Source organism: Fictibacillus sp. 23RED33 (genome assembly GCF_015903925.1).
In the GTDB taxonomy this organism is placed as follows: Bacteria; Bacillota; Bacilli; order Bacillales; family Fictibacillaceae; genus Fictibacillus; species Fictibacillus phosphorivorans.
In genome coordinates this window covers 1119417-1138593 of sequence record NZ_JACZDX010000001.1, presented here as the reverse complement: position 1 = coordinate 1138593, position 19177 = coordinate 1119417, and the positions used below count along the sequence as shown (strand labels likewise).

The 19177-nt window shown below is 39.5% G+C and carries 23 protein-coding genes; all 23 read right to left on the bottom strand.

The genetic code is table 11. The annotated features are described in order from the left end of the window. Window positions 1-8 precede the first annotated feature (8 nt). Window positions 9-773, bottom strand: coding sequence for a FliA/WhiG family RNA polymerase sigma factor (locus tag IHV09_RS05995; RefSeq protein WP_197263848.1), 765 nt, complete (start codon window positions 771-773; stop codon window positions 9-11). A gap of 30 nt (window positions 774-803) precedes the next feature. Beyond that, on the bottom strand, window positions 804-1292 hold the full coding sequence (locus tag IHV09_RS05990; RefSeq protein ID WP_197263847.1) for a chemotaxis protein CheD: 489 nt from the start codon (window positions 1290-1292) through the stop codon (window positions 804-806). Next, window positions 1285-1917 carry a chemotaxis protein CheC gene (locus tag IHV09_RS05985; RefSeq protein ID WP_197127737.1) on the bottom strand — a complete coding sequence of 211 codons (633 nt, stop codon included), beginning with the start codon at window positions 1915-1917 and terminating at the stop codon, window positions 1285-1287. The genes IHV09_RS05990 and IHV09_RS05985 overlap by 8 nt, the downstream gene beginning before the upstream one ends. A 1-nt stretch (window position 1918) precedes the next feature. Continuing rightward, window positions 1919-2383 carry a chemotaxis protein CheW gene (locus IHV09_RS05980; protein WP_231618138.1) on the bottom strand — a complete coding sequence of 155 codons (465 nt, stop codon included), beginning with the start codon at window positions 2381-2383 and terminating at the stop codon, window positions 1919-1921. 11 nt (window positions 2384-2394) lie between these two features. Next, a complete protein-coding gene (locus tag IHV09_RS05975; RefSeq protein WP_197263846.1) occupies window positions 2395-4401 on the bottom strand; it encodes a chemotaxis protein CheA in 2007 nt (668 codons plus the stop codon). Between the two features lie 18 nt (window positions 4402-4419). After that, window positions 4420-5466: a protein-glutamate methylesterase/protein-glutamine glutaminase gene (locus IHV09_RS05970; protein WP_197263845.1), complete on the bottom strand. Its 1047-nt coding sequence runs from the start codon at window positions 5464-5466 to the stop codon at window positions 4420-4422. Between the two features lie 7 nt (window positions 5467-5473). After that, on the bottom strand, window positions 5474-6331 hold the full coding sequence (locus IHV09_RS05965) for a MinD/ParA family protein (RefSeq protein WP_197263844.1): 858 nt from the start codon (window positions 6329-6331) through the stop codon (window positions 5474-5476). After that, complete coding sequence (flhF, locus tag IHV09_RS05960) at window positions 6324-7445, bottom strand: flagellar biosynthesis protein FlhF (protein ID WP_197263843.1); 1122 nt, start codon at window positions 7443-7445, stop codon at window positions 6324-6326. Before flhF ends, IHV09_RS05965 begins: the two co-directional genes overlap by 8 nt. Further along, on the bottom strand, window positions 7445-9478 hold the full coding sequence (flhA, locus tag IHV09_RS05955) for a flagellar biosynthesis protein FlhA (protein ID WP_197263842.1): 2034 nt from the start codon (window positions 9476-9478) through the stop codon (window positions 7445-7447). The genes flhF and flhA overlap by 1 nt, the downstream gene beginning before the upstream one ends. A 23-nt stretch (window positions 9479-9501) precedes the next feature. Further along, window positions 9502-10581: a flagellar biosynthesis protein FlhB gene (gene flhB / locus IHV09_RS05950; RefSeq protein ID WP_197128219.1), complete on the bottom strand. Its 1080-nt coding sequence runs from the start codon at window positions 10579-10581 to the stop codon at window positions 9502-9504. 4 nt (window positions 10582-10585) lie between these two features. Next, entirely contained in the window at window positions 10586-11359 is a 774-nt protein-coding gene (gene fliR / locus IHV09_RS05945) for a flagellar biosynthetic protein FliR (protein WP_197127731.1), read from the bottom strand. A gap of 4 nt (window positions 11360-11363) precedes the next feature. Then, window positions 11364-11633, bottom strand: a complete 270-nt coding sequence (gene fliQ, locus IHV09_RS05940; RefSeq protein ID WP_066393686.1) for a flagellar biosynthesis protein FliQ — start codon at window positions 11631-11633, stop codon at window positions 11364-11366. A 13-nt stretch (window positions 11634-11646) separates the two neighbouring features. Further along, window positions 11647-12327, bottom strand: a complete 681-nt coding sequence (fliP, locus tag IHV09_RS05935; protein WP_197263841.1) for a flagellar type III secretion system pore protein FliP — start codon at window positions 12325-12327, stop codon at window positions 11647-11649. Further along, complete coding sequence (locus IHV09_RS05930; protein WP_197263840.1) at window positions 12320-12991, bottom strand: flagellar biosynthetic protein FliO; 672 nt, start codon at window positions 12989-12991, stop codon at window positions 12320-12322. The genes fliP and IHV09_RS05930 overlap by 8 nt, the downstream gene beginning before the upstream one ends. A gap of 7 nt (window positions 12992-12998) precedes the next feature. After that, window positions 12999-13361 carry a response regulator gene (locus tag IHV09_RS05925; RefSeq protein WP_197127729.1) on the bottom strand — a complete coding sequence of 121 codons (363 nt, stop codon included), beginning with the start codon at window positions 13359-13361 and terminating at the stop codon, window positions 12999-13001. 18 nt (window positions 13362-13379) lie between these two features. Then, window positions 13380-14516, bottom strand: coding sequence for a flagellar motor switch phosphatase FliY (gene fliY, locus IHV09_RS05920; RefSeq protein WP_197263839.1), 1137 nt, complete (start codon window positions 14514-14516; stop codon window positions 13380-13382). Beyond that, entirely contained in the window at window positions 14510-15502 is a 993-nt protein-coding gene (fliM, locus tag IHV09_RS05915) for a flagellar motor switch protein FliM (protein ID WP_137789658.1), read from the bottom strand. Before fliM ends, fliY begins: the two co-directional genes overlap by 7 nt. Before the next feature lie 34 nt (window positions 15503-15536). Then, window positions 15537-15965, bottom strand: coding sequence for a flagellar basal body-associated protein FliL (gene fliL / locus IHV09_RS05910; RefSeq protein ID WP_197263838.1), 429 nt, complete (start codon window positions 15963-15965; stop codon window positions 15537-15539). Then, on the bottom strand, window positions 15966-16178 hold the full coding sequence (locus tag IHV09_RS05905) for a flagellar FlbD family protein (protein ID WP_197127726.1): 213 nt from the start codon (window positions 16176-16178) through the stop codon (window positions 15966-15968). Window positions 16179-16226: 48 nt separating this feature from the next. Then, window positions 16227-17084: a flagellar basal body rod protein FlgG gene (gene flgG / locus IHV09_RS05900; RefSeq protein WP_197263837.1), complete on the bottom strand. Its 858-nt coding sequence runs from the start codon at window positions 17082-17084 to the stop codon at window positions 16227-16229. Window positions 17085-17167: 83 nt separating this feature from the next. Then, a complete protein-coding gene (locus IHV09_RS05895) occupies window positions 17168-17542 on the bottom strand; it encodes a TIGR02530 family flagellar biosynthesis protein (protein WP_197263836.1) in 375 nt (124 codons plus the stop codon). 12 nt (window positions 17543-17554) lie between these two features. After that, window positions 17555-18007 (bottom strand): flagellar hook assembly protein FlgD, encoded by a 453-nt coding sequence (flgD, locus tag IHV09_RS05890; protein ID WP_197127723.1) that lies wholly within the window; start codon window positions 18005-18007, stop codon window positions 17555-17557. 6 nt (window positions 18008-18013) lie between these two features. Next, a complete protein-coding gene (locus IHV09_RS05885) occupies window positions 18014-19171 on the bottom strand; it encodes a flagellar hook-length control protein FliK (RefSeq protein ID WP_231618210.1) in 1158 nt (385 codons plus the stop codon). Between the last annotated feature and the right edge of the window lie 6 nt (window positions 19172-19177).

Below are 19177 nucleotides of genomic sequence, written 5' to 3'. Positions count from 1 at the left end.
CCTACCCCTTACATATATCGTTGTAGAACCTGTCGAATTCTAAAGAGTGCTTTTGAGTGTATTTGAGATATTCTGGATGTCGATAGACCAAGTACTTGACCGATTTCAGTCAATGTTAATTCTTCAAAGTAGAACAAACTCACTACAAGCTGCTCCTTTTCAGATAATTCCTTGATCACTAATGCAAGTTCGCCATGAAGTTCTTCTTGCAGCAAACTATTTTCAGGTGTAATCGCTTTTTTATCTTCAATTGTATAACTAACTTTTTCACGACTTTCTGTTTCTTTATTCTCTTCATCGATCGATAATACATTAGCAAGAAAACTTTCAGACATTACGGTTGTTACTTCATTTTCTGAGTATCCTAATTCATCAGCAACTTCTTTCGCGCTTACAGAACGCAGATTTTCTTGTTCTAACCTCTCAATGGTAGCTTCAACTTTTTTCGTTTTTTCTCTTAAACTTCTTGGCAGCCAATCTTCTCTTCTTAAGCCGTCCAAAATAGCACCACGAACTCGAAATGATGCGTATGTATCAAATTTCAGGTCTCTTTCAGGCTCAAACTTTTTTAGAGCATCGTATAACCCTAGCATACCGAGGGATCGGAGTTCATCTTTGTTAACACTTTTCGGCAAACCAACCGATATACGTTGTACATGATAATTGACAAGTGGTAAATATGCACGCATCAGTTCGTCACCTGCTTCTCGATCACGACTAGTGTTCCACTTTTCCCAGCAAGATTGTTCTTCTACTAAAGATGGCTCCGTCATGGTAATCCTCCTCGTTTTTTTTGTGAACTTCTAAATTACTTTCGTTCCTGCATTAACTGTTTTAATCGTTAGTAATGTGTTCTCTGGATTGAACTCAATGGTTCTGCCACTCGAGCCTCCTACATCACTTGCTAGTAAAGGAATTTTCAGAGCAGACAACTCTTCTTTGACACGTTCTACGTTTCTTGGGCCGATTCGCATCATTTCACTTCCGGATGAGAACTTAAACATTTGCGCGCCGCCAGCAATTTTTGCTTTTAGCGCTTTTCCGTTAGCACCACTCTTGATCAGCATGTCGTATAAACTCTTGATTGCTGTATCCGCATACTTTCCTTCATTCAATGTGGGAGTTTTTGATAAAGACGAATCCGGAAGCATGATATGCGCCATCCCTGCCGTTTTTTTTACTTGATCGAAAAGTATAACGCCCACACATGAACCAAGACCTGTTGTTCTAATTGTGTTTGGAGGGGAAACGACGTTTATATCAGCGATTCCAACTTTTATGATTTCACTCATCCAACGGAACTCCTAATGCTTCAAAAATTTTTGAGAAGGAAAGTGGATCAGGCAACAAGAAGAAGTGACCTTTTACCTCGTCTTGTCTTTCTATATCTGTAAAAGCAGTATCAATAACAATGGCATAATCGCTCACAGTGGAAATTTCGAAAAGTCCAAAACTCAAGATCGCCCCTGCCATATCAATACTTGTTGCAGGTACTGATGGCTGTAAATTCAACCCTGTGAAATCAGAGAACGATGTTAGATATGAGCCTGATAGAATGTTTCCCACTTCCTGAAGAGCAGATAATGAGATGTCAGATTCTTCTCCGTTTGTTAACTTCACTGTCTGGCCGATTAATAAGTCTTCTAAAAGCTGCTCAGCTTGCTCAACTGGAAGCATGAAGAACATACATCCAGGAGCATCGCCAACGATTCTCAAGAAAACAGATGCCACAACGTTCTCTGCTCCGCCAACCATCTCAGATATCTCTTCAAATGAGATCACGTTTACTGAAGGAACTTTCATATCAACAGCTTTGTTCAGCATCGTTGATAAGGCTGTGGCTGCATGTCCTGCTCCAATGTTTCCGATCTCTCGCAAGACATCCAGATGAATCGGCTGAATTTTTAAAAAATCCATCTCAAAGGATACTCTCCTTTGTAGGTTGAACATCCAACTTTTCTGGATTCAACACCTTCACAAGGTCGAGCAAGATCAATAGTCGCTTTTCAATCTTCGCAACCCCATGGATATACTCTGCATCTACACCACCTACTACTTCAGGAGGAGGCTCGATCGACTCTTTATCCAGATCGATTACATCGTTTGCTGCATCGACAATCAGTCCAGCTTCAATGGAACCTACTGAAACAATGATGATGCGAGTTGTATCCGTATGACTTACTTCTTCAATTTCGAATCGTGAACGCAGATCGATAATGGGAGTAACGACTCCTCTTAAGTTAATTACCCCTTTTACGAAAGAAACTGTTCTTGGAATTCTCGTAATCGGTTGCATTCTTTCAATCGATTTTACGTGCTGAACAGGAACTGCATATTCTTCATCTTTTAATTGAAATATGATCACTTTTTCTTCATTCATCATGATTAACCACCTTATTTTATGAGTGCATTGCAATCGAGAATTAATGCTACTTGTCCATCTCCTAGAATCGTTGCACCAGAGATAGCAAATACAGATGTCAAATACTGACCAAGTGATTTCAAGACAATTTCTTGCTGTCCAATAAACGAATCAACGACTAATGCTGCCATCTTGTCACCTTTTCTCACTACCACTACAGGAACGTGCTGACTGGCTTCAGTTGAACCAGGGACTTCAAAAATGTCCTTCATGTTTACAAGCGGTACGACTTTACCTCTAAAATCAATCACTTTCTGATTATGAGCTGAAAGAATATCTTCTTTCTTAATAATCGCCGTTTCAATAATAGATGATAGTGGAATCGCATATTTCTCACGACTAATTTCAACGAGCATAACTGACATGATTGATAAAGTAAGAGGAAGCTGTATGGAAAAAATCGTCCCAGAGCCTTCGGTTGAATCGACAGCGATAGAACCACCTAACGATTCAATCTTATTCTTCACAACATCTAATCCCACTCCACGGCCTGAAATGTCAGAAACAACATCGGCTGTAGAAAAGCCTGAAGCGAACAATAATTCAAAACACTGTTTATCGGTCAAATTTTCAGACATTTCTTTCGTGATGACCCCATTTTCAATCGCCTTACTCAATACCTTTTGCTTATTTATACCCGCTCCATCATCTTGAATCTCTATAAACACATGATTTCCGCTATGAAATGCTCTTAAATAGATGGTCCCAGTTTCATTTTTGCCTTTAGAAGAGCGTTCCCCTGGGTTTTCGATGCCATGGTCAATCGAGTTTCGAAGTAGATGAACAAGCGGATCACCGATCTCATCGATTACGGTTCGATCAAGCTCAGTCTCAGCACCTACGATCTCAAGGTTTACTTTTTTACCGAGATCTTTCGCTAATCCTCTTATCATCCTTGGAAAGCGATTGAAAACTTGTTCTACCGGTACCATTCTCATCGTCAGGATAATATTTTGAAGGTCTCCTGAAACACGAGACATTCGTTCAACCGTTTCATTGAGTTCCATGCTTTTTAATGATTTCGATATCTCTTCAAGCCGTCCTCGGTCAATAACGAGTTCCTCAAACAAGTTCATGAGCTGATCGAGCCTTTCAATATTGACACGAATCGTTTTTCCGCTGCTTCCTGAAATTGAAGTTTGTTGAGGTTCGCTTTTTTTATCTTCTAGTTTCACTTCTTGTTGCTCTAATTTATCATTCTTGTCGCTCTCAGTGTTTGACGAGATGTTGAGTTTATCTGCTTGAATGTCAACCACTTCTACTACATCTACCTCAGACACTTTTAAGATACGTTCCTGTACGTTTTCGGCGGACTCTTTCGTAAGGATGGAAAGAGTAAAATGAGTTCCGAATTGTTCTGTTTCTAGCATGTCTACTGCTGGCATCGTTTTTATGATCTCACCGATCTGTTCGATCACTTCGAAGACCATATATACTCTTGCAGCTTTTAAGATACAGTCGTCCCTTAATGAGATTGAAAGCTCGTAAGCGTTAAATCCTTGTTCTTTTGATTGAATGATAATCTGCTTTTCATATTGATCATAAGCATGTAACGACTCTGCTTCCTTTTTTGATTCGGCTTGAATCATCTTCGGAGCTTCTCCCTTTTCAAGGACCTCTAAATCTCTCACTGTCTTCGTCACATCACGTTTACCGCTTCCACCTTCTGAAATCTCCACTACCATCGCTTCTAAATGATCAAGCGACGCGAACAGAACATCTAGGACAGAAGATGAAACTTCTATTTTGTTATTTCGAATCGCATCAAGAACATTTTCCATACAGTGCGTAAGATTGGCCAGATCTTCATAACCCATCGTAGCTGACATTCCTTTTAACGTATGAGCAGAACGAAATATCTCATTTACAATTGAAAGCTCTCCTGGTCTTTTCTCTAGCAGCAGCACTTGTTGATTAATAGATTGTAAATGCTCTTTGCTTTCCTCAATGAATATGTCAAGATATTGTGTCATTTCCATCGTATAATTCCTCCTAATTTACAAATGGTTCTGAATAGCTAATCCAATTGACTCTAAATGAACAACTTCATCTACTTTTTTAGTGAGAACCGCAGCTTTTGGCATTCCATAAACGATGCAAGATTCTTCAGCTTCCGCAATAACTACGGTTGAACCAGCTTCTTTTAAGTCTACGATTCCATTTGTACCGTCGGAGCCCATTCCAGTCATGATGACAGCGACCTTTTGATAGTTTTTAAGCTTGCAGGCTGAACTGAAAAGCACATTAACCGCGGGTCGATGACCTCCTACTGGAGCATCACTATCTAACGAAACATATAACCGTCCCATTTTTTCGTATAGTCTTACATGAAAACCGCCGGGTGCGATATAAACATGACCTTTTTGTAGCCGTTCATGATGCTCAGCCTCTTTTACAAAGATGTCTGATAGTGAATTCAATCGATCTGCTAATGATTTCGTAAATCCTGCTGGCATATGTTGAACGACAACAACAGGTGCATCCAGGTCTATAGGTAGCTTAGTAATCACTTGTTGTAAAGCTCTTGGGCCGCCTGTAGATGTACCTATTAAGACTAGCTTCTCTCTATGATCAATTCTGTTTGATCTTTTAGGCACTTTGTTTTCAAATGTATAAGGCGACAGTGCTTTTTTTGTTACAATATTCGCTTTAGAGGAAGCGATCACTTTTTCTATCAAACTAGTCTTTACCTTATGTAAATCTAAGGATATTGCTCCTGATGGCTTAGCGATAAAATCAATAGCCCCTGCTTCCATAGCTAGAATTGTATTTTCTGCACCGACTTTTGTTGTGCTAGATAACATGATGATTGGAACAGGAAAACTCTTCATAATGGTTCTTGCTGCGTCGATCCCATTTAAAATGGGCATCTCAACATCCATCGTTATCACGTCTGGTTTTATTTTTAGTGTTTTTTCAACTGCTTCTTGTCCATTTCTTGCTGTATCGATCACCAAAATTCTAGGATCTTCGCTTAAGAACTCTTTGATCAGCTTCCTCATAAAGGCAGAATCATCCACAATTAGCACTCTGATCTGTTTCATGCAGCATCTACCTTTCTCTGAAAAATGACTTTAGCTTACCGATGAAAGACTTATAAGATACTTCTTGCTGTTTTACTGTACCAACATAGGTTTCCGCTAGCTGAAATACAGCTCTGGATGCTATTGATGAAGGTTTATGAATAGAAAAGGGAATCTGTTTTTTCACAGCATGTAATACATCCTGATCCATCGGTATCTTACCTAAACAGATCAGCTCTTTTTGCAGAAACTGTTTACAAACATGACTTAACTTTTCAACCGTTTCTTTTCCTTCTCTCACATTTTCATATCGATTGATGACCAAGTAAAAGGGCAGGTCCTTATCTTTCATATAAATGAATTTCATCATAGAATATGCATCTGTTAGTGAGGTGATTTCAGGTGTAGCTATCACCAATATCTCATGACTGGAAAGTACAAATTTTAAAGCTGTTTCTGTTGCACCTGCACCCATGTCTAAAAAAATATAGTCATAAAACCTCTCTAATTCTTCCAGTTGCTTCATAAAATGTACCAACATGTCATCCGTTATGCTTGTAAGCGAACCGAAATTCCTTCCTCCGGCTATCGTATGAAGTCCGTCTTTACCTTCTTCGATGATCTCCCATACGGATAATTGATTCTGCAGCATATCCATCATATGTTTGTCAGATCTTCTGCCTAGAATCAAATCTACATTTCCCATACCTATATCAAGATCTAGTACTAACACACGTTTTTTCATTTCAACCAATGAAAGAGCAAGATTCACCGTGACGTTCGTTTTACCCACTCCACCTTTACCACTGACTACAGAGATAACTCTTGCACTGTTTGATGAGGCAGAGACTAATTGTTTACGAAGACTTATCGCTTGATCAAGCATGAAGTAGCTTTTCCTTTACTAGAGCCTGAACAAGTTCATCCGCGTCAGCCTCAAACATGTCATCAGGTACGTTCTGGCCATTCGTAACATATCCGATCGGTACACTGTTTAAGATTGCAAGATTCAATAATGAGCCGTACGTCTTCGTTTCATCTTTCTTCGTAAATATCACCTTATGAACCGGCAGACTCTTAAACTGACTATAAATGGTCTCCATATCCCGGTATTTTGAAGTTAAAGAAAGAACTAGATAGTTTTTCATATCTTTATCAAAATGAATGATACGTTGCAATTCTTCGATGTAAAAACGATTTAAGAAGTTTCTGCCTGCCGAATCTACGAGGACTAGATCATAATCTTCAAACTTTTCCTTAGCCTTCTTAAAATCATCAGCAGTATAAGCGACTTCACATGGTATGTTTAATATATCAGCGTACGTTTTTAGTTGGTCGATAGCTGCAATACGATACGTATCAGTCGTAATAAACGCCACTTTTTTTCCGTCTTTTAAAACCGCTTTTGCTCCAATCTTTGCTATGGTGGTTGTTTTACCAACACCGGTAGGTCCGATTAAGTTTAAGAATTTTGTTTCATAATGAAAGCCGCCAAATTCGCTTTTAGCCATCCTTGCGCTTAAATAGCTGCTGATCCATGTATTCCAGTCATAGCTGTCTCGCTCCATTTCATCGAGACTTTCGTATTTATTTGATAAAGAAGGGATGAGTTCTTCGATTATCGTTAAGTCGACTTCTTGACTTAAAAGAAAAGTTTCCCATTCTTTAATGAATGGAGCTACATCTTCTGCAGATTTTGATTGTACGGTCAAAGAGTGAACCATCTTCTTCAGCTGACGAATTTCCTTTGTCAACTCCTCGTCCTGGAACACAGCTTGCTGTTCTTTCACATTATTCTTGTTAGTGTTCTTTGTTGGATGATAATCTACGTCTTGATCCAATCCAGCGAAAATTTCAACATTCTTCTTTGTGAAAAATCCGAAGAAGCCACCAACTTGAACCTCTCTTGTATTTAAAATGACTGCACCACTGCCCAGATCCGCTCTTACTAATTTCATAGCTTCTGGCAAGTTCTGCGCTGTATATTTCTTCACTTTCATCAGATGTTCACCACCCCTACACTTTTCACTTCGAGCTCAGGTTCCAATTCGTTGTATGATAAAACCGCGACATCAGGAAGATAACGTTCAATGAGTTGTCTTACATACATTCTTACAGCCGGTGAACATAAGAGAACAACAGATTGGTCAAAACTTCGCCCAGATTCAAGTTCAGTAGTAATGCTGTCAAAGATCACTTGAGAGTCTTGCGGATCTAAAGACAGATAATTCCCATGTTCGGTTTGCTGAACTGCATCAGCTATCTTCTTTTCCACCGAGCCGCCAAGTGTGATAACATGCAGAGGCTCATTTTCATTACTATAGCTTTTTGAGATCTGTCTGGATAAGCCTTGTCTTACATACTCTGTTAATAGATCTGTATCTTTTGTCATTTTTGCAAAATCAGCTAACGTTTCAAAAATTACCGCTAAGTTTCGAATTGAGATTCGTTCTCGTAAAAGTTTTGATAACACTTTTTGAACCTCTCCGATGGTAAGAGCATCTGGAGTTACCTCTTCCACGATCGCTGGATACGATTCTTTTAAGTGATCTACAAGTTGTTTCGTTTCTTGTCTGCCAATCAATTCGTGTGCGTGCTTCTTGATCACTTCTGTTAAATGCGTCGAGACGACTGACGGCGGATCTACGACTGTATATCCTGAGTATTCAGCTCGCTCTTTCATCTCTTCACCGATCCAAATAGCTGGTAGACCAAAAGCTGGTTCCATCGTTTCGATACCTTGCACCTCTTCATCGTCTATACCTGGGCTCATCGCTAAATAATGATCCAACAGCAGCTCACCTTTTGCGACTTGGCTGCCTTTTATTTTGATCCTGTATTCATTCGGCTGAAGCTGAATGTTGTCACGAATTCGAACGACCGGTACGATCATTCCAAGTTCTAATGCAAGCTGCCTTCTGATCATAACGATCCTATCCAACAGGTCACCGCCTTGCGAAGTGTCTGCTAATGGAATAAGACTGTAGCCGAATTCAAATTCGATCGGGTCGATCTGTAGAAGGTTCACAACAGATTCAGGGCTTTTCAGCTGTTCTGTCTGAATATCCTCTTCCACCACTTCTTCTTTTTCTTTTTGCTCACGTTCTGCTTTTAATAGAAGATAACCACCGATTGCTAAAATTCCTCCGATCGTAATCGTGAAAAAGTCATTGATCGGTGTGAACAAGCCAAGCATGATGATGGTGCCGCCAGCAACAAAAAGCATGATAGGATATGCAAGCAATTGTTTACTGATATCAAACCCTAAATTTCCTTCTGAGGCCGCACGAGTAACAATAATTCCTGTCGCTGTTGAAATGATCAGCGCAGGGATCTGAGATACTAATCCATCACCAACCGTCATTCTTGTAAACAATTCTGCACTCTCACCAAAACTTAGACCCATCTGAAGCATTCCGATGATGATTCCGAACAACATATTGATCAAAACGATGATTATACCTGCTATAGCATCACCTTTTACAAATTTACTCGCACCATCCATCGCTCCATAAAAATCTGCTTCGCGTTCAATCGTTTCACGTCTTTCTTTCGCTTCCCGATCTGAAATCATGCCAGCGTTTAAGTCTGCATCGATACTCATCTGCTTACCAGGCATCGCATCAAGTGTAAATCTTGCCGCTACTTCTGATACACGTTCAGATCCTTTCGTAATTACGATAAATTGAATGATGATTAGAATGAAAAATACAACGATACCAACAAGAATATTTCCACCAACTACAAATTCACCGAAAGTATGTACAACGTTTCCTGCATCTCCGGTTGAAAGGATACTCCTCGTTGTCGAAACGTTTAGCCCAAGTCTGAAAAGCGTCACTAACAATAACAATGACGGAAATATAGAAAATTGGAGAGGCTGTGTTGTATTCATGGCAATCAATATGATTAAAAGTGCCAGAGATATATTTGTTATGATTAAGAAGTCCAACATAAACGTTGGCATTGGTATGACGAGCATGGCGATAATGAGAATAACGCCTGCTAAAACACTCATGTCTCTAGCTTTCATCTGTTAACTCTCCTATTCATTCCTTACGCTTTTTTCTTTACACGGTATACAAAGGCTAAAATTTCAGCTACTGCTTTAAAAAGATCTTCAGGAATCACATGCCCGATCTCAACGCGGGCGTACAGCGTTCTTGCTAGAGGCTTGTTTTCTACAACCGCTACGTTATGCTCTTTTGCGATTTCTTTGATGCGTTGAGCGATAAGATCCACTCCCTTTGCCACAACAACGGGAGCATCCATGTTGTTATCGTCATACTTTAAGCAGATCGCATAGTGTGTAGGATTTGTGATGATCACATCTGCTTTAGGCACTTCTTGCATCATTCGCCTCATAGCCATCTGTCTTTGTTTTTCCTTGATCTTCCCTTTAATCTTTGGATCACCTTCAGATTTTTTGTATTCATCTTTGATATCTTGTTTCGACATCCTAATATTTTTTTCAAAATCGTATTTTTGGTACATATAGTCAAGAAACGCAAGAAAAAGTAAAACGAGTGAAGCTGCAAAACCCATCTTGACAGCAAGTCCTCCAAAGACAGGAAGTGAAGATTCAATACTCACTAGGCTCATTCTTAAATAGATATCACGTTCACTCCAAAGGATAAAAAATGTCACTCCACCGATAAGCAGAATTTTAAGTATTGATTTTGATAGCTCTACTAATGCACGCACCGAGTAGATCCTCTTAAATCCAGATAAAGGATTGATTCGTTCGAGTTTCATCTGAATCGCTTCTGTTGATAACAAAAACCCAACTTGCAAATAGTTTCCTAAGACTCCGGCTATCATAGCCGCAATCATTACGGGAGCTATGATGATCGCGACTTCAAGCGAAAGCTCCCAAAATAGTTTAGGAATACTCGATTCAGTTACGTTATAAAGAAGTTTCTTATCTAAACTATATGCGAAGAGATGAAGCAACCTCTGACCCATCCAGCTTCCCATAAAGGAAAGAAACATAACGGATGCAAACAGTACAAGTGCAGCGTTGATGTCAGCACTTTTGGCTACTTGACCTTTTTTCCTGCTCTCCTGCCTTTTTTTCGGTGTTGCTTTTTCTGTTTTTTCTCCTGAAAAGTATTGTAAAGTAATTGGATATCTCATCAACTTAAGCCGCTCCCAACAATTCCATTAAGTTAATCATGCTGTCACGCATCTGATCGACTAGCATCTGAACAGATACGAAGAATGCGGGCATTACTACTAAAAACAACACAAGAGCAATTAATATTTTCACTGGTAGGCCGATAACAAAAATGTTCATCTGAGGAACGGTTCTTGCTACGATCCCAAGTGCTAGATCTGCTAGAAACAACGTGCCTACGATCGGAATCGCCATCTGCAGAGCAACTAAGAACATACCTGAGAACACACTTATTACAAATCTCGTAATCCCGCCATCTCCAAAATTAGATATGGTTGAATCAAGCGGTAAAAATTGATAACTATAAAAGATTCCATCGAGTAACATGTGATGAGCATCGGTAGCTAACAAGAAAAGAATCGCAAACGTATACAGATATCTACCCATCAAAGGGGTCTGAATGCCTGTCTGCGGATCAAACACGTTCGCTATCGCAAAACCCATCTGAAGATCAATAAACCCACCAGCTACTTGAATCGCGTAGAAAACAATCGCTGCAATAAATCCGATGGATAGTCCTACCATCGCTTCTTTAATGATTAACAGAAAAAATGAACCATCTAACGGAATCGGTTTTGGGTCAATCGCGTACAACATGATCCACGATAAAAATAGGGATAATCCGATTTTATGCATAACAGGTAAATTTTTATTGGAAAACACAGGAATTGTTAAGAAAAATGCCGATACTCTAGTTAGGATTAATAAAAAAGCAGGGAAAGCAACTAAATCTACCATTTTATCATCCTATATAAGTGTGTAAATTTTGAAAGATATTTGATGTGAAACCTAATATTTGTGAAAGCATCCAAGGTCCGAAAAACACGAGTCCTACTAAAACGGCAACAATCTTTGGTATAAATGCGAGTGTTTGTTCCTGAATCTGTGTTGTTGCTTGAAAAATACTGACGATCAAACCTACAATCAGGGCTAATAGCATAAGCGGACCGCACAAAAGCAAGGTCATGTATACCCCTTTTTCAGCTAAAGAAATTACAAATTGAGAATCCATGTTTACACCTGCCTTAATAGCTTAATAGCAATGATTTAACGATGAGGTACCAGCCATCAACCAGTACGAATAATAAGATCTTAAATGGCAGTGATATCATCACGGGTGGCAGCATCATCATCCCCATAGCCATTAAAATAGACGCAACGACCATATCAATGATCAAAAAAGGTACAAAAATCATGAATCCAATCTGAAAAGCTGTTTTTAATTCACTAATCGCAAAGGCTGGAACAAGAGTCGTTAAAGGAATATCTTTAATACTTTCCGGTTTCTTAGCACCTGAATATTCCATAAACAGCATAAGATCTTTTTGTCGTGTATGCTTAGCCATAAACTCTTTGATGGGAAGACTCCCTTTATCAAAGGCTTCCTCCTGAGAAATCTCACCTTTTACTAACGGCTGAATCGCCTCTTTGTTTACTTCATGCATTACTGGCGCCATGATAAAAAAAGTTAAGAACAAAGCAATTCCAATCAGAACTTGGTTAGGTGGCATCTGCTGCGTTGCCAGTGAAGTTCTAACAAATGACAGAACGATAATGATCCTCGTAAAACAAGTCATAAGTATTAAAATACTTGGAGCAAGCGAAAGGACCGTTAAAAGCAGCAACAGCTGAATGGTAGTTTCCATGTTCGCTGGATCGCTATTATTTATAAAATCCAAGTCTAATCCAGGAATAAATTCATTCATGATGTTTCCCTTTCTCAAGTACTCTCTGAAGATCTTTTTGCTGATTCTTCTTATCTTGAACGATAGATTGAAGCATAGTCTTAAAAGATTGCGTTTGATCTTTAGTGTCTGCTGGTCTTGTTTCATTGGAAGTCTTACTTGACTCTTCGGTTCTACTTTTCAGCCATTTTTGTTTCAATTGGTTCGTCATCGTTGAAACGTTTTGGGATGGACGCTGATCGAGCATCATCTGAACTTCATCTTCATTGGTAATCTCTTTTAGAAGTGTTACCGAATCTCCAACACCTACTACCAAGACAGAATTACCTGTTTTGATGAGTTGCACAGAACGGTTCTGTCCGATTCCGATTCCTCCTAAAGACTGAAGATTTTTACCGTCTTGAAAACTAACAGATTTTCTTTGAATAAATCGTAAAACAAAAAATAAGATCGCTAGAACAATTCCAAGCATAAACACGAGCTTGACGAGCATCATAAATGTGCTTTCGCTCTTAGCATTCACAGGGCTAGTTTCTGCTGGTGCTTTTTCCTTCTCGCCCTTTTGATCTGAGTTATTTATGGTGTCGTAAACACTTTTCCCTGAACTGCTGCCTTCCGCTTGTACACTAATCGGTACAAGCGAGAGACAAACTGCTGCAAAAAAACTAATTAACCATCGATACATGAAACGCTTAGCCTAAAGTCTTCTTGATCGCTTCAATTACACGGTCAGCTGCAAAGGGCTTAACGATAAAGTCTTTTGCCCCAGCTTGGATCGCATCGATTACCATCGCTTGCTGTCCCATGGCTGAACACATGATAATTTTTGCATCAGGGTTTGTTTTTTTGATCTCTTTTAAAGCTGATATGCCGTCCATTTCAGGCATCGTAATATCCATCGTAACTAGATCTGGTTTTAACTCTTGAAATTTCTCGATCGCTTGTGCACCGTCAGCCGCTTCACCGACAACATCGAATCCATTCTTAACTAAGATATCCTTGATCATCATTCTCATAAATGCTGCATCATCAACAACTAAAATACGCTCTCCCATTTCACTTACCTCCGATAATTATTTCAATTTTTCTAAACGATCACGCTGGCTTAAAATCTCTGTTACACGGACTCCAAAATTTTCATCAATAACAACGACCTCGCCTTTTGCGATCATCTTATGGTTAACAAAGATATCCACTGGTTCACCAGCTAGTTTATCGAGCTCTACAATCGAACCTTGAGACATTTCCAAAATATCTTTGATTGTTTTCTTTGTTCTTCCTAGCTCCACTGTGACTTGAAGCGGAATGTCTAACAACATGTCTAGGTTTTTTGTATCTCTTTGATTCGTCTCATAATCTCCAAAGTCTGAAAAACTTGCCGGCTGAATGGAAACGTCTCTCATCTGCGATTGATAGACAGGCTGAGGCTCACTTCTTGGCTCACTATGAACACGTTCTTGATAATGTTCTACCGGTGGAGATGGTGGAGCCACTTCTTCATGAGGGACATAATCGGCAACCGGCTCATTTTCAACAACAGGTTCAGGGTTCATTAGCTTATGTACAAGGTCCTTTGAGAACTCAGCATCAATCAGCTGCATGATATTTGAATCGATCAGTTCACCCACTTTAAGTCTGAAAGAAACTTTTACTAAAATCTCTTCATCAGGAATCAAACTCGTGTTTGATTCAACATCCAGAAAATCAATCTTTGGTGGTGATATGTCTACCTTTTTATTAAAGATCGTAGACATCGATGTTGAAGCGGACCCCATCATCTGATTCATCGCTTCACCAACAGCACTTAATTGCAGTTCTCCAAAATCCGGAGAAGGATTAGTACCCTCACCACCAAGCATCAAATCTGCAATGATCTGTGCATCCGTCTTACGGATCACTAACAAGTTTGCTCCTTCGATGCCTTCTGTGTATGTAACTTGAACCGCAACATGCGGAATCGGAAACTCATCTTTTAACTCGGTGCGTTTTACGACTGTTACTTGTGGCGTCGTAATATCTACCTTTTGATTTAACAGGGTGGATAGTGCTGTTGCAGCACTTCCAAATGAGATGTTTCCGATCTCACCTAACGCATCTCGTTCAATCGATGATAGGTATTCTTCGGTTTCGGTCGCTCCGGACGAGGAAGGACTTCCACCATTCAGCAAAGCATCAATTTCGTCTTGTGAAAGCATATCTCCACTTACCATTGATCCTCATCCTCCTTAATGGTTTCGATAATTTGAACGGCTAGCTTTTTCTTCACTTTTCCGGGTTGACCGTAGAACTTAGGATTGTTTTCTACTTTAATCACGAGTGGTTGGTTGATTCGTTGATCTAATTCAATACAGTCACCGATAGATAAGTTCAGAAACTCTTCTATCGACATGTCTGAAGATCCTAGCTCAACCTTAAATGGCAAAAAGGCGTTCTTTATCTTTTGTTCAATAAATTCAGTTTCTCCCGGAATTCTTGTCTTCTTTTTATTCTGCATCCAATGATGAACAGATAGCTTTGGTATGATCGGCTCTATGACAACATGCGGAAGGCAAATATTAATCATTCCGCTCGTTTCGCCAATCGTCGTGTTTAACGAGATGACGACAACCGTTTCGTTCGGAGAAACCATCTGTAAAAATTGTGGATTTACTTCCAAATCGAGCATGAACGGCTCCAGTTCGATCACACTTGTCCAAGCCTCTTTAAAACTATCAAGTGTGTTTTCAAATAACTGATTCATGATTCGTGTCTCAATCTCAGTTAAATTCTCGATCTTATTCATCCCTGCCCCGCTGCCGCCCATCACTCTATCAAGCATGGCATATGCGATATTCGGATTTACTTCCATTAAGATGCGCCCTTCAAACGGATGTGCTTCAAACACATTCAATAAAGTCATCTTCGGAACAGAACGAATAAATTCCTCATATGGTAGCTGATCAACAGACGCTACCCCTATCTGGACGTACGTTCTAAGCTGTGCCGAAAAATAAGTCGTTAAGAGTCTTGCAAAGTTCTCATGCAATCTCGTTAAACTGCGGATCTGCTCTTTCGAAAAACGAAGGGCTCTTTTAAAATCGTAAACTTTAACCTTATTCTCTGACTCTTCCTTTTTAAGCTCTTCTGCATCCATCTCTCCTGTGGAAAGGGCGGAGAGAAGAGCATCTATTTCGTTTTGTGACAAAACATCAACCAAGAGTCTCACCTCTTTTCATGCCGTTTTTAGTGAATTATTGTATGATCTTTTGAGTTGTGTAGACTCTGACTACTTTCCCATCTTGCATAACCTTATTAATCTCTGTTTTCAACTTGTCCTCTAAAGAAATCAATCCTTGTTGCCCAGATAATTCTTCTGTTTTCTTGTTCGAGATCTCATAGATGATCAGGTTGTTCACTTGAAATAATCTTTTCTCAAGTTCGTGTTTAGCATCTTCATTATCCGCTTGAATCTTGAACTGAATCTTTACATAAGACTGATCTGCAAGATTGGTTGTCATTTCAATGGTTTCGACCATCAGCTTGTCCAGCTCTTCTGCTGTAGGTTCTGAAGCTTCGGTCTTAGGTGAGAACTGCTTAAACCCGTAATATCCTGCTGCACCGATTAAACCGATCGCTACAAGCATAGAGATCATGATCGTTACCGCTTTATTTTTTCCCAACTACAGACCCTCCTTTTTCTGACTTAGTGGCAGCAAATTAATATTTCTATAAAAAGTTGATATCAATTGAGCAACCTGTTCTTCACTTTCTTTAACAACATACTTTTTGCCTGTTGTTAAAGTGATCGTCGTATCGGGAAACGATTGGATCTGTTCAATATAGATCGCATTCAGCGTAAACGTATTCCCGTTTAACTGAGTTAAAGAAATCATGAGTTTCGGAGCTAAGCCTTTTCCTGCTCACCCCTGCCTCCCTTCACGTTAACGTTTTAAGTTCACAAGCTCCTGAAGGATCTCATCCGATGTTGTAATGATTCTTGTATTCGCTTGAAACCCACGCTGTGCAACAATCATCTCCGTGAACTCTTCAGATAAGTCTACGTTGGACATTTCAAGTGCACCAGCTACTAGTGTACCTGCTCCACCTGCTCCACCAGGAAACGAAGGTAATGGAACACCAGAATTGGTACTAGCACGATATTCGTTACTTCCAGCTTTTTCAAGACCCTCATTATTTGAAAATTTCGCAAGCTCAATTTGACCTGCTTTCGTTAATTCCCCATCTTTATCAATATAATTAACTGTTCCATCAGCACCCACACTAAAGCTCTTTGCATCAGTTGGTATTTTAATTGCAACACTTGTTGTTACAGGAGTTCCTACAGGACCGAGTAAATATTTACCGTCAGAGTTAACAATGTAACCTTCTTGATCTAAATAAAAGTTCCCAGCTCTCGAATAAGTTGTTTCTGAGAGGGTAATATTTGTTCCTTTAACACCTCCTGCTACTGCAATTGTTCCAGTACCTAATCTAAAAAATCCGTCACCTGAAATTCCTAAATCTAGTGGACGAGCAGTATTTTGCAAACTACCCTGAGTATGCACAGTATCAATTGTAGATAATTGTGATCCTAAGCCAACTTGTTTCGGGTTAACTCCACCTCTTGTTGCAGTCGCTTCACTCGCCCCAGCAATCTGCTGACTAACAAGATCTTTAAACGTTGTACGGCCTTTTTTAAATCCGTACGTATTAACGTTTGCGATGTTATTTCCGATTACATCTAACTTCACCTGAAAGTTTTTCATACCGCTGATTCCTGAATACATAGAACGTAACATTTGTTTTTATCTCCCTTACTTGGTTTATTAACTGCGTCTGTCAATCGGCAGTTTTGTGAGCCTCCTGTAAAGGTCCAGCTCGTTTATTCGTCTATGACGATGGCACCATTGATGTTTGTGAAGATCTGAGATGTACTTTCGCTTCGATCTAACGCTGTGATTACGGTTTGATTGGGAGCATTTACGACAAGAGTGACATTTTTCATGATCACTAACGAGTCTTTAATGCCTTTTTGACCAGCTTCGATCATCTTTTCGCTTATCTTGTTCCAGCTTGTTTCTGATATCGTAATATTTCTATCTTGCAATCTTTTTTGAGCGTGTTTACTAACGGTTAGTTGGTTTTCAAGCTCTTTATGAAGAACTGACTGAAAAGATTGATCTACTTTTTTCTGCTGTTGATGATTCGGGTAAAGGATCGGCTGGTACAATTGATGAGCGTGTATACGTTCGCTCATGTTATCCACTCCTTACTTTGCCTGATCAGATATTTTGATCACTTGGTAACTTGTGATCTTTGTTCCATCACTCATTTCCAACATGACAGATCCTTTTTCAAATAACACAGATTTAACTAGACCTTCTTTTTCCTCTATCTTTTTGTTACCTTCTTCATCTACTGTTTCGGTTTCGTACGTTACTTGTTTACCGATCATCTCGCTTTGCTGTAACAAGGAAGATTCTGTTTGAAACGATAAGAACTGCTGCATCGTTTGGTTCATGTTTGTCATCTGTTCTAGTGATGAAAAGCTTGCCATCTGTGCGATAAACTCTCGGTCTTGCATCGGACTTGTTGGGTCTTGGTTTTGAAGCTGTGTAATTAATATCTTTAAAAAATCATCTTTTCCCAAAATGTTTGAACCTGTTTGCTTTGTTTTTGCTTGATAATTAGAAAGCATCAGATCTTCAGAGATCTTGGTCATGACTCATCACACCTTTTCGTTTAATACCAATTGTGATAATTGTTCATCAAATGATAGATGTTCTGATATATCTTCCTCAGACATACTTTCATCTGTTTGCTGTTGATCTTCAAATTCTTGATTACTTTGATCACGGAAGTCAAAGGACTGTTCGTCTCCGTTTAGAAAGACATCAATCTTTTCAAAGTCTATATCTTGACTAGTGAAAGCTTGTTTCAATTGTGTGAGTTGACTATCTAGGGCATCCTTTGCACCTTGACTAGATGCGATGATCTTTGCAGTGATCTCACCATGTTTTTGGATAAGCTGAATCTCGATGTTACCGAGATGTTCAGGTGTTAAACGAATCTGCATCTTCGTAAATCCAGTTTCTGTAACGACCAGCTTTCCTCTTGAAATAATCTGTTGAACCTCACGAACAAATTGTTCTTTTTGTCCTTCTCCTCCTGTAGCAGGAACCTTCAACGTCCATTGTTCTATAGAAGAAAGTGGAGCTTGAAGGGTTTGCAGTTCCTTTGGAGCTGAAACATTTGGTTCGATCGATTTTGTCGGGACGAACCGTTGAAATGCATGATCTGCAAAGCTTTTTACCTTTTTCTCGGCTGATAAGGTTTCAAAGACTTTCATGAAAGCATTCTTATCATTACTTGTTGAATCACTCAAAAGCTTTTTTATCTCTCCAAAGATCTGCTCTGTTTGTTTTGGTATTGAATCTTTTTGGTCTAGCTTCACTCCCGGAAACCATCGTCCTATAATATCTGCCATTTGCTTTTGGTCTTTTTGAGATAATGGACCTGCCTCTTCGTTAAAAGCAACCTGCAATAAGATCGCTAGTTTCATCTCAGGAGTGGGGTTTACTGCAAGGTGTGAGAAATCGATCTCATTCTCAAGAAGGTTTTCAATAACTTCCTTCATTTCTGGTGGCAGTTCGTTTAATAATGATTGAACGGTCTCGTTATTCAGTAGGTCAGCATTCCAGTCAAGCCCCTCAATGCTTCCTAAGACACTTGCGATCATATCTCCTAAACCTTCAGGAAGCTGTTCACTCTCTGCGCCAGAAGATGCTAGCAATTGAGAAAAGAGAGAATCCATATTGTTTCCTTTTTCCGAAGAAACTGATATTTGTGATGTCTGTGCTCCTGAAACAGCTGGCTGCGAAATCATTATTTG

What these genes read in the sequence shown, in the direction of transcription:
- IHV09_RS05965 (WP_197263844.1), bottom strand. Translation starts at nt 6,331, where the DNA reads ATGCTTGATCAAGCGATAAGTCTTCGTAAACAATTAGTCTCTGCCTCA.
- IHV09_RS05930 (WP_197263840.1), bottom strand. Translation starts at nt 12,991, where the DNA reads ATGTATCGATGGTTAATTAGTTTTTTTGCAGCAGTTTGTCTCTCGCTT.
- IHV09_RS05905 (WP_197127726.1), bottom strand. Translation starts at nt 16,178, where the DNA reads ATGATTTCTTTAACTCAGTTAAACGGGAATACGTTTACGCTGAATGCG.
- IHV09_RS05980 (WP_231618138.1), bottom strand. Translation starts at nt 2,383, where the DNA reads ATGATGAATGAAGAAAAAGTGATCATATTTCAATTAAAAGATGAAGAA.
- fliY (WP_197263839.1), bottom strand. Translation starts at nt 14,516, where the DNA reads ATGGTAAGTGGAGATATGCTTTCACAAGACGAAATTGATGCTTTGCTG.
- fliQ (WP_066393686.1), bottom strand. Translation starts at nt 11,633, where the DNA reads ATGGATTCTCAATTTGTAATTTCTTTAGCTGAAAAAGGGGTATACATG.
- IHV09_RS05990 (WP_197263847.1), bottom strand. Translation starts at nt 1,292, where the DNA reads ATGAGTGAAATCATAAAAGTTGGAATCGCTGATATAAACGTCGTTTCC.
- flhF (WP_197263843.1), bottom strand. Translation starts at nt 7,445, where the DNA reads ATGAAAGTGAAGAAATATACAGCGCAGAACTTGCCAGAAGCTATGAAA.
- IHV09_RS05985 (WP_197127737.1), bottom strand. Translation starts at nt 1,917, where the DNA reads ATGGATTTTTTAAAAATTCAGCCGATTCATCTGGATGTCTTGCGAGAG.
- flgD (WP_197127723.1), bottom strand. Translation starts at nt 18,007, where the DNA reads ATGACCAAGATCTCTGAAGATCTGATGCTTTCTAATTATCAAGCAAAA.
- IHV09_RS05885 (WP_231618210.1), bottom strand. Translation starts at nt 19,171, where the DNA reads ATGATTTCGCAGCCAGCTGTTTCAGGAGCACAGACATCACAAATATCA.
- fliR (WP_197127731.1), bottom strand. Translation starts at nt 11,359, where the DNA reads ATGGTAGATTTAGTTGCTTTCCCTGCTTTTTTATTAATCCTAACTAGA.
- flhA (WP_197263842.1), bottom strand. Translation starts at nt 9,478, where the DNA reads ATGAAAGCTAGAGACATGAGTGTTTTAGCAGGCGTTATTCTCATTATC.
- IHV09_RS05895 (WP_197263836.1), bottom strand. Translation starts at nt 17,542, where the DNA reads ATGAGCGAACGTATACACGCTCATCAATTGTACCAGCCGATCCTTTAC.
- flgG (WP_197263837.1), bottom strand. Translation starts at nt 17,084, where the DNA reads ATGTTACGTTCTATGTATTCAGGAATCAGCGGTATGAAAAACTTTCAG.
- IHV09_RS05925 (WP_197127729.1), bottom strand. Translation starts at nt 13,361, where the DNA reads ATGGGAGAGCGTATTTTAGTTGTTGATGATGCAGCATTTATGAGAATG.
- IHV09_RS05970 (WP_197263845.1), bottom strand. Translation starts at nt 5,466, where the DNA reads ATGAAACAGATCAGAGTGCTAATTGTGGATGATTCTGCCTTTATGAGG.
- fliP (WP_197263841.1), bottom strand. Translation starts at nt 12,327, where the DNA reads ATGAATGAATTTATTCCTGGATTAGACTTGGATTTTATAAATAATAGC.
- IHV09_RS05995 (WP_197263848.1), bottom strand. Translation starts at nt 773, where the DNA reads ATGACGGAGCCATCTTTAGTAGAAGAACAATCTTGCTGGGAAAAGTGG.
- flhB (WP_197128219.1), bottom strand. Translation starts at nt 10,581, where the DNA reads ATGAGATATCCAATTACTTTACAATACTTTTCAGGAGAAAAAACAGAA.
- IHV09_RS05975 (WP_197263846.1), bottom strand. Translation starts at nt 4,401, where the DNA reads ATGGAAATGACACAATATCTTGACATATTCATTGAGGAAAGCAAAGAG.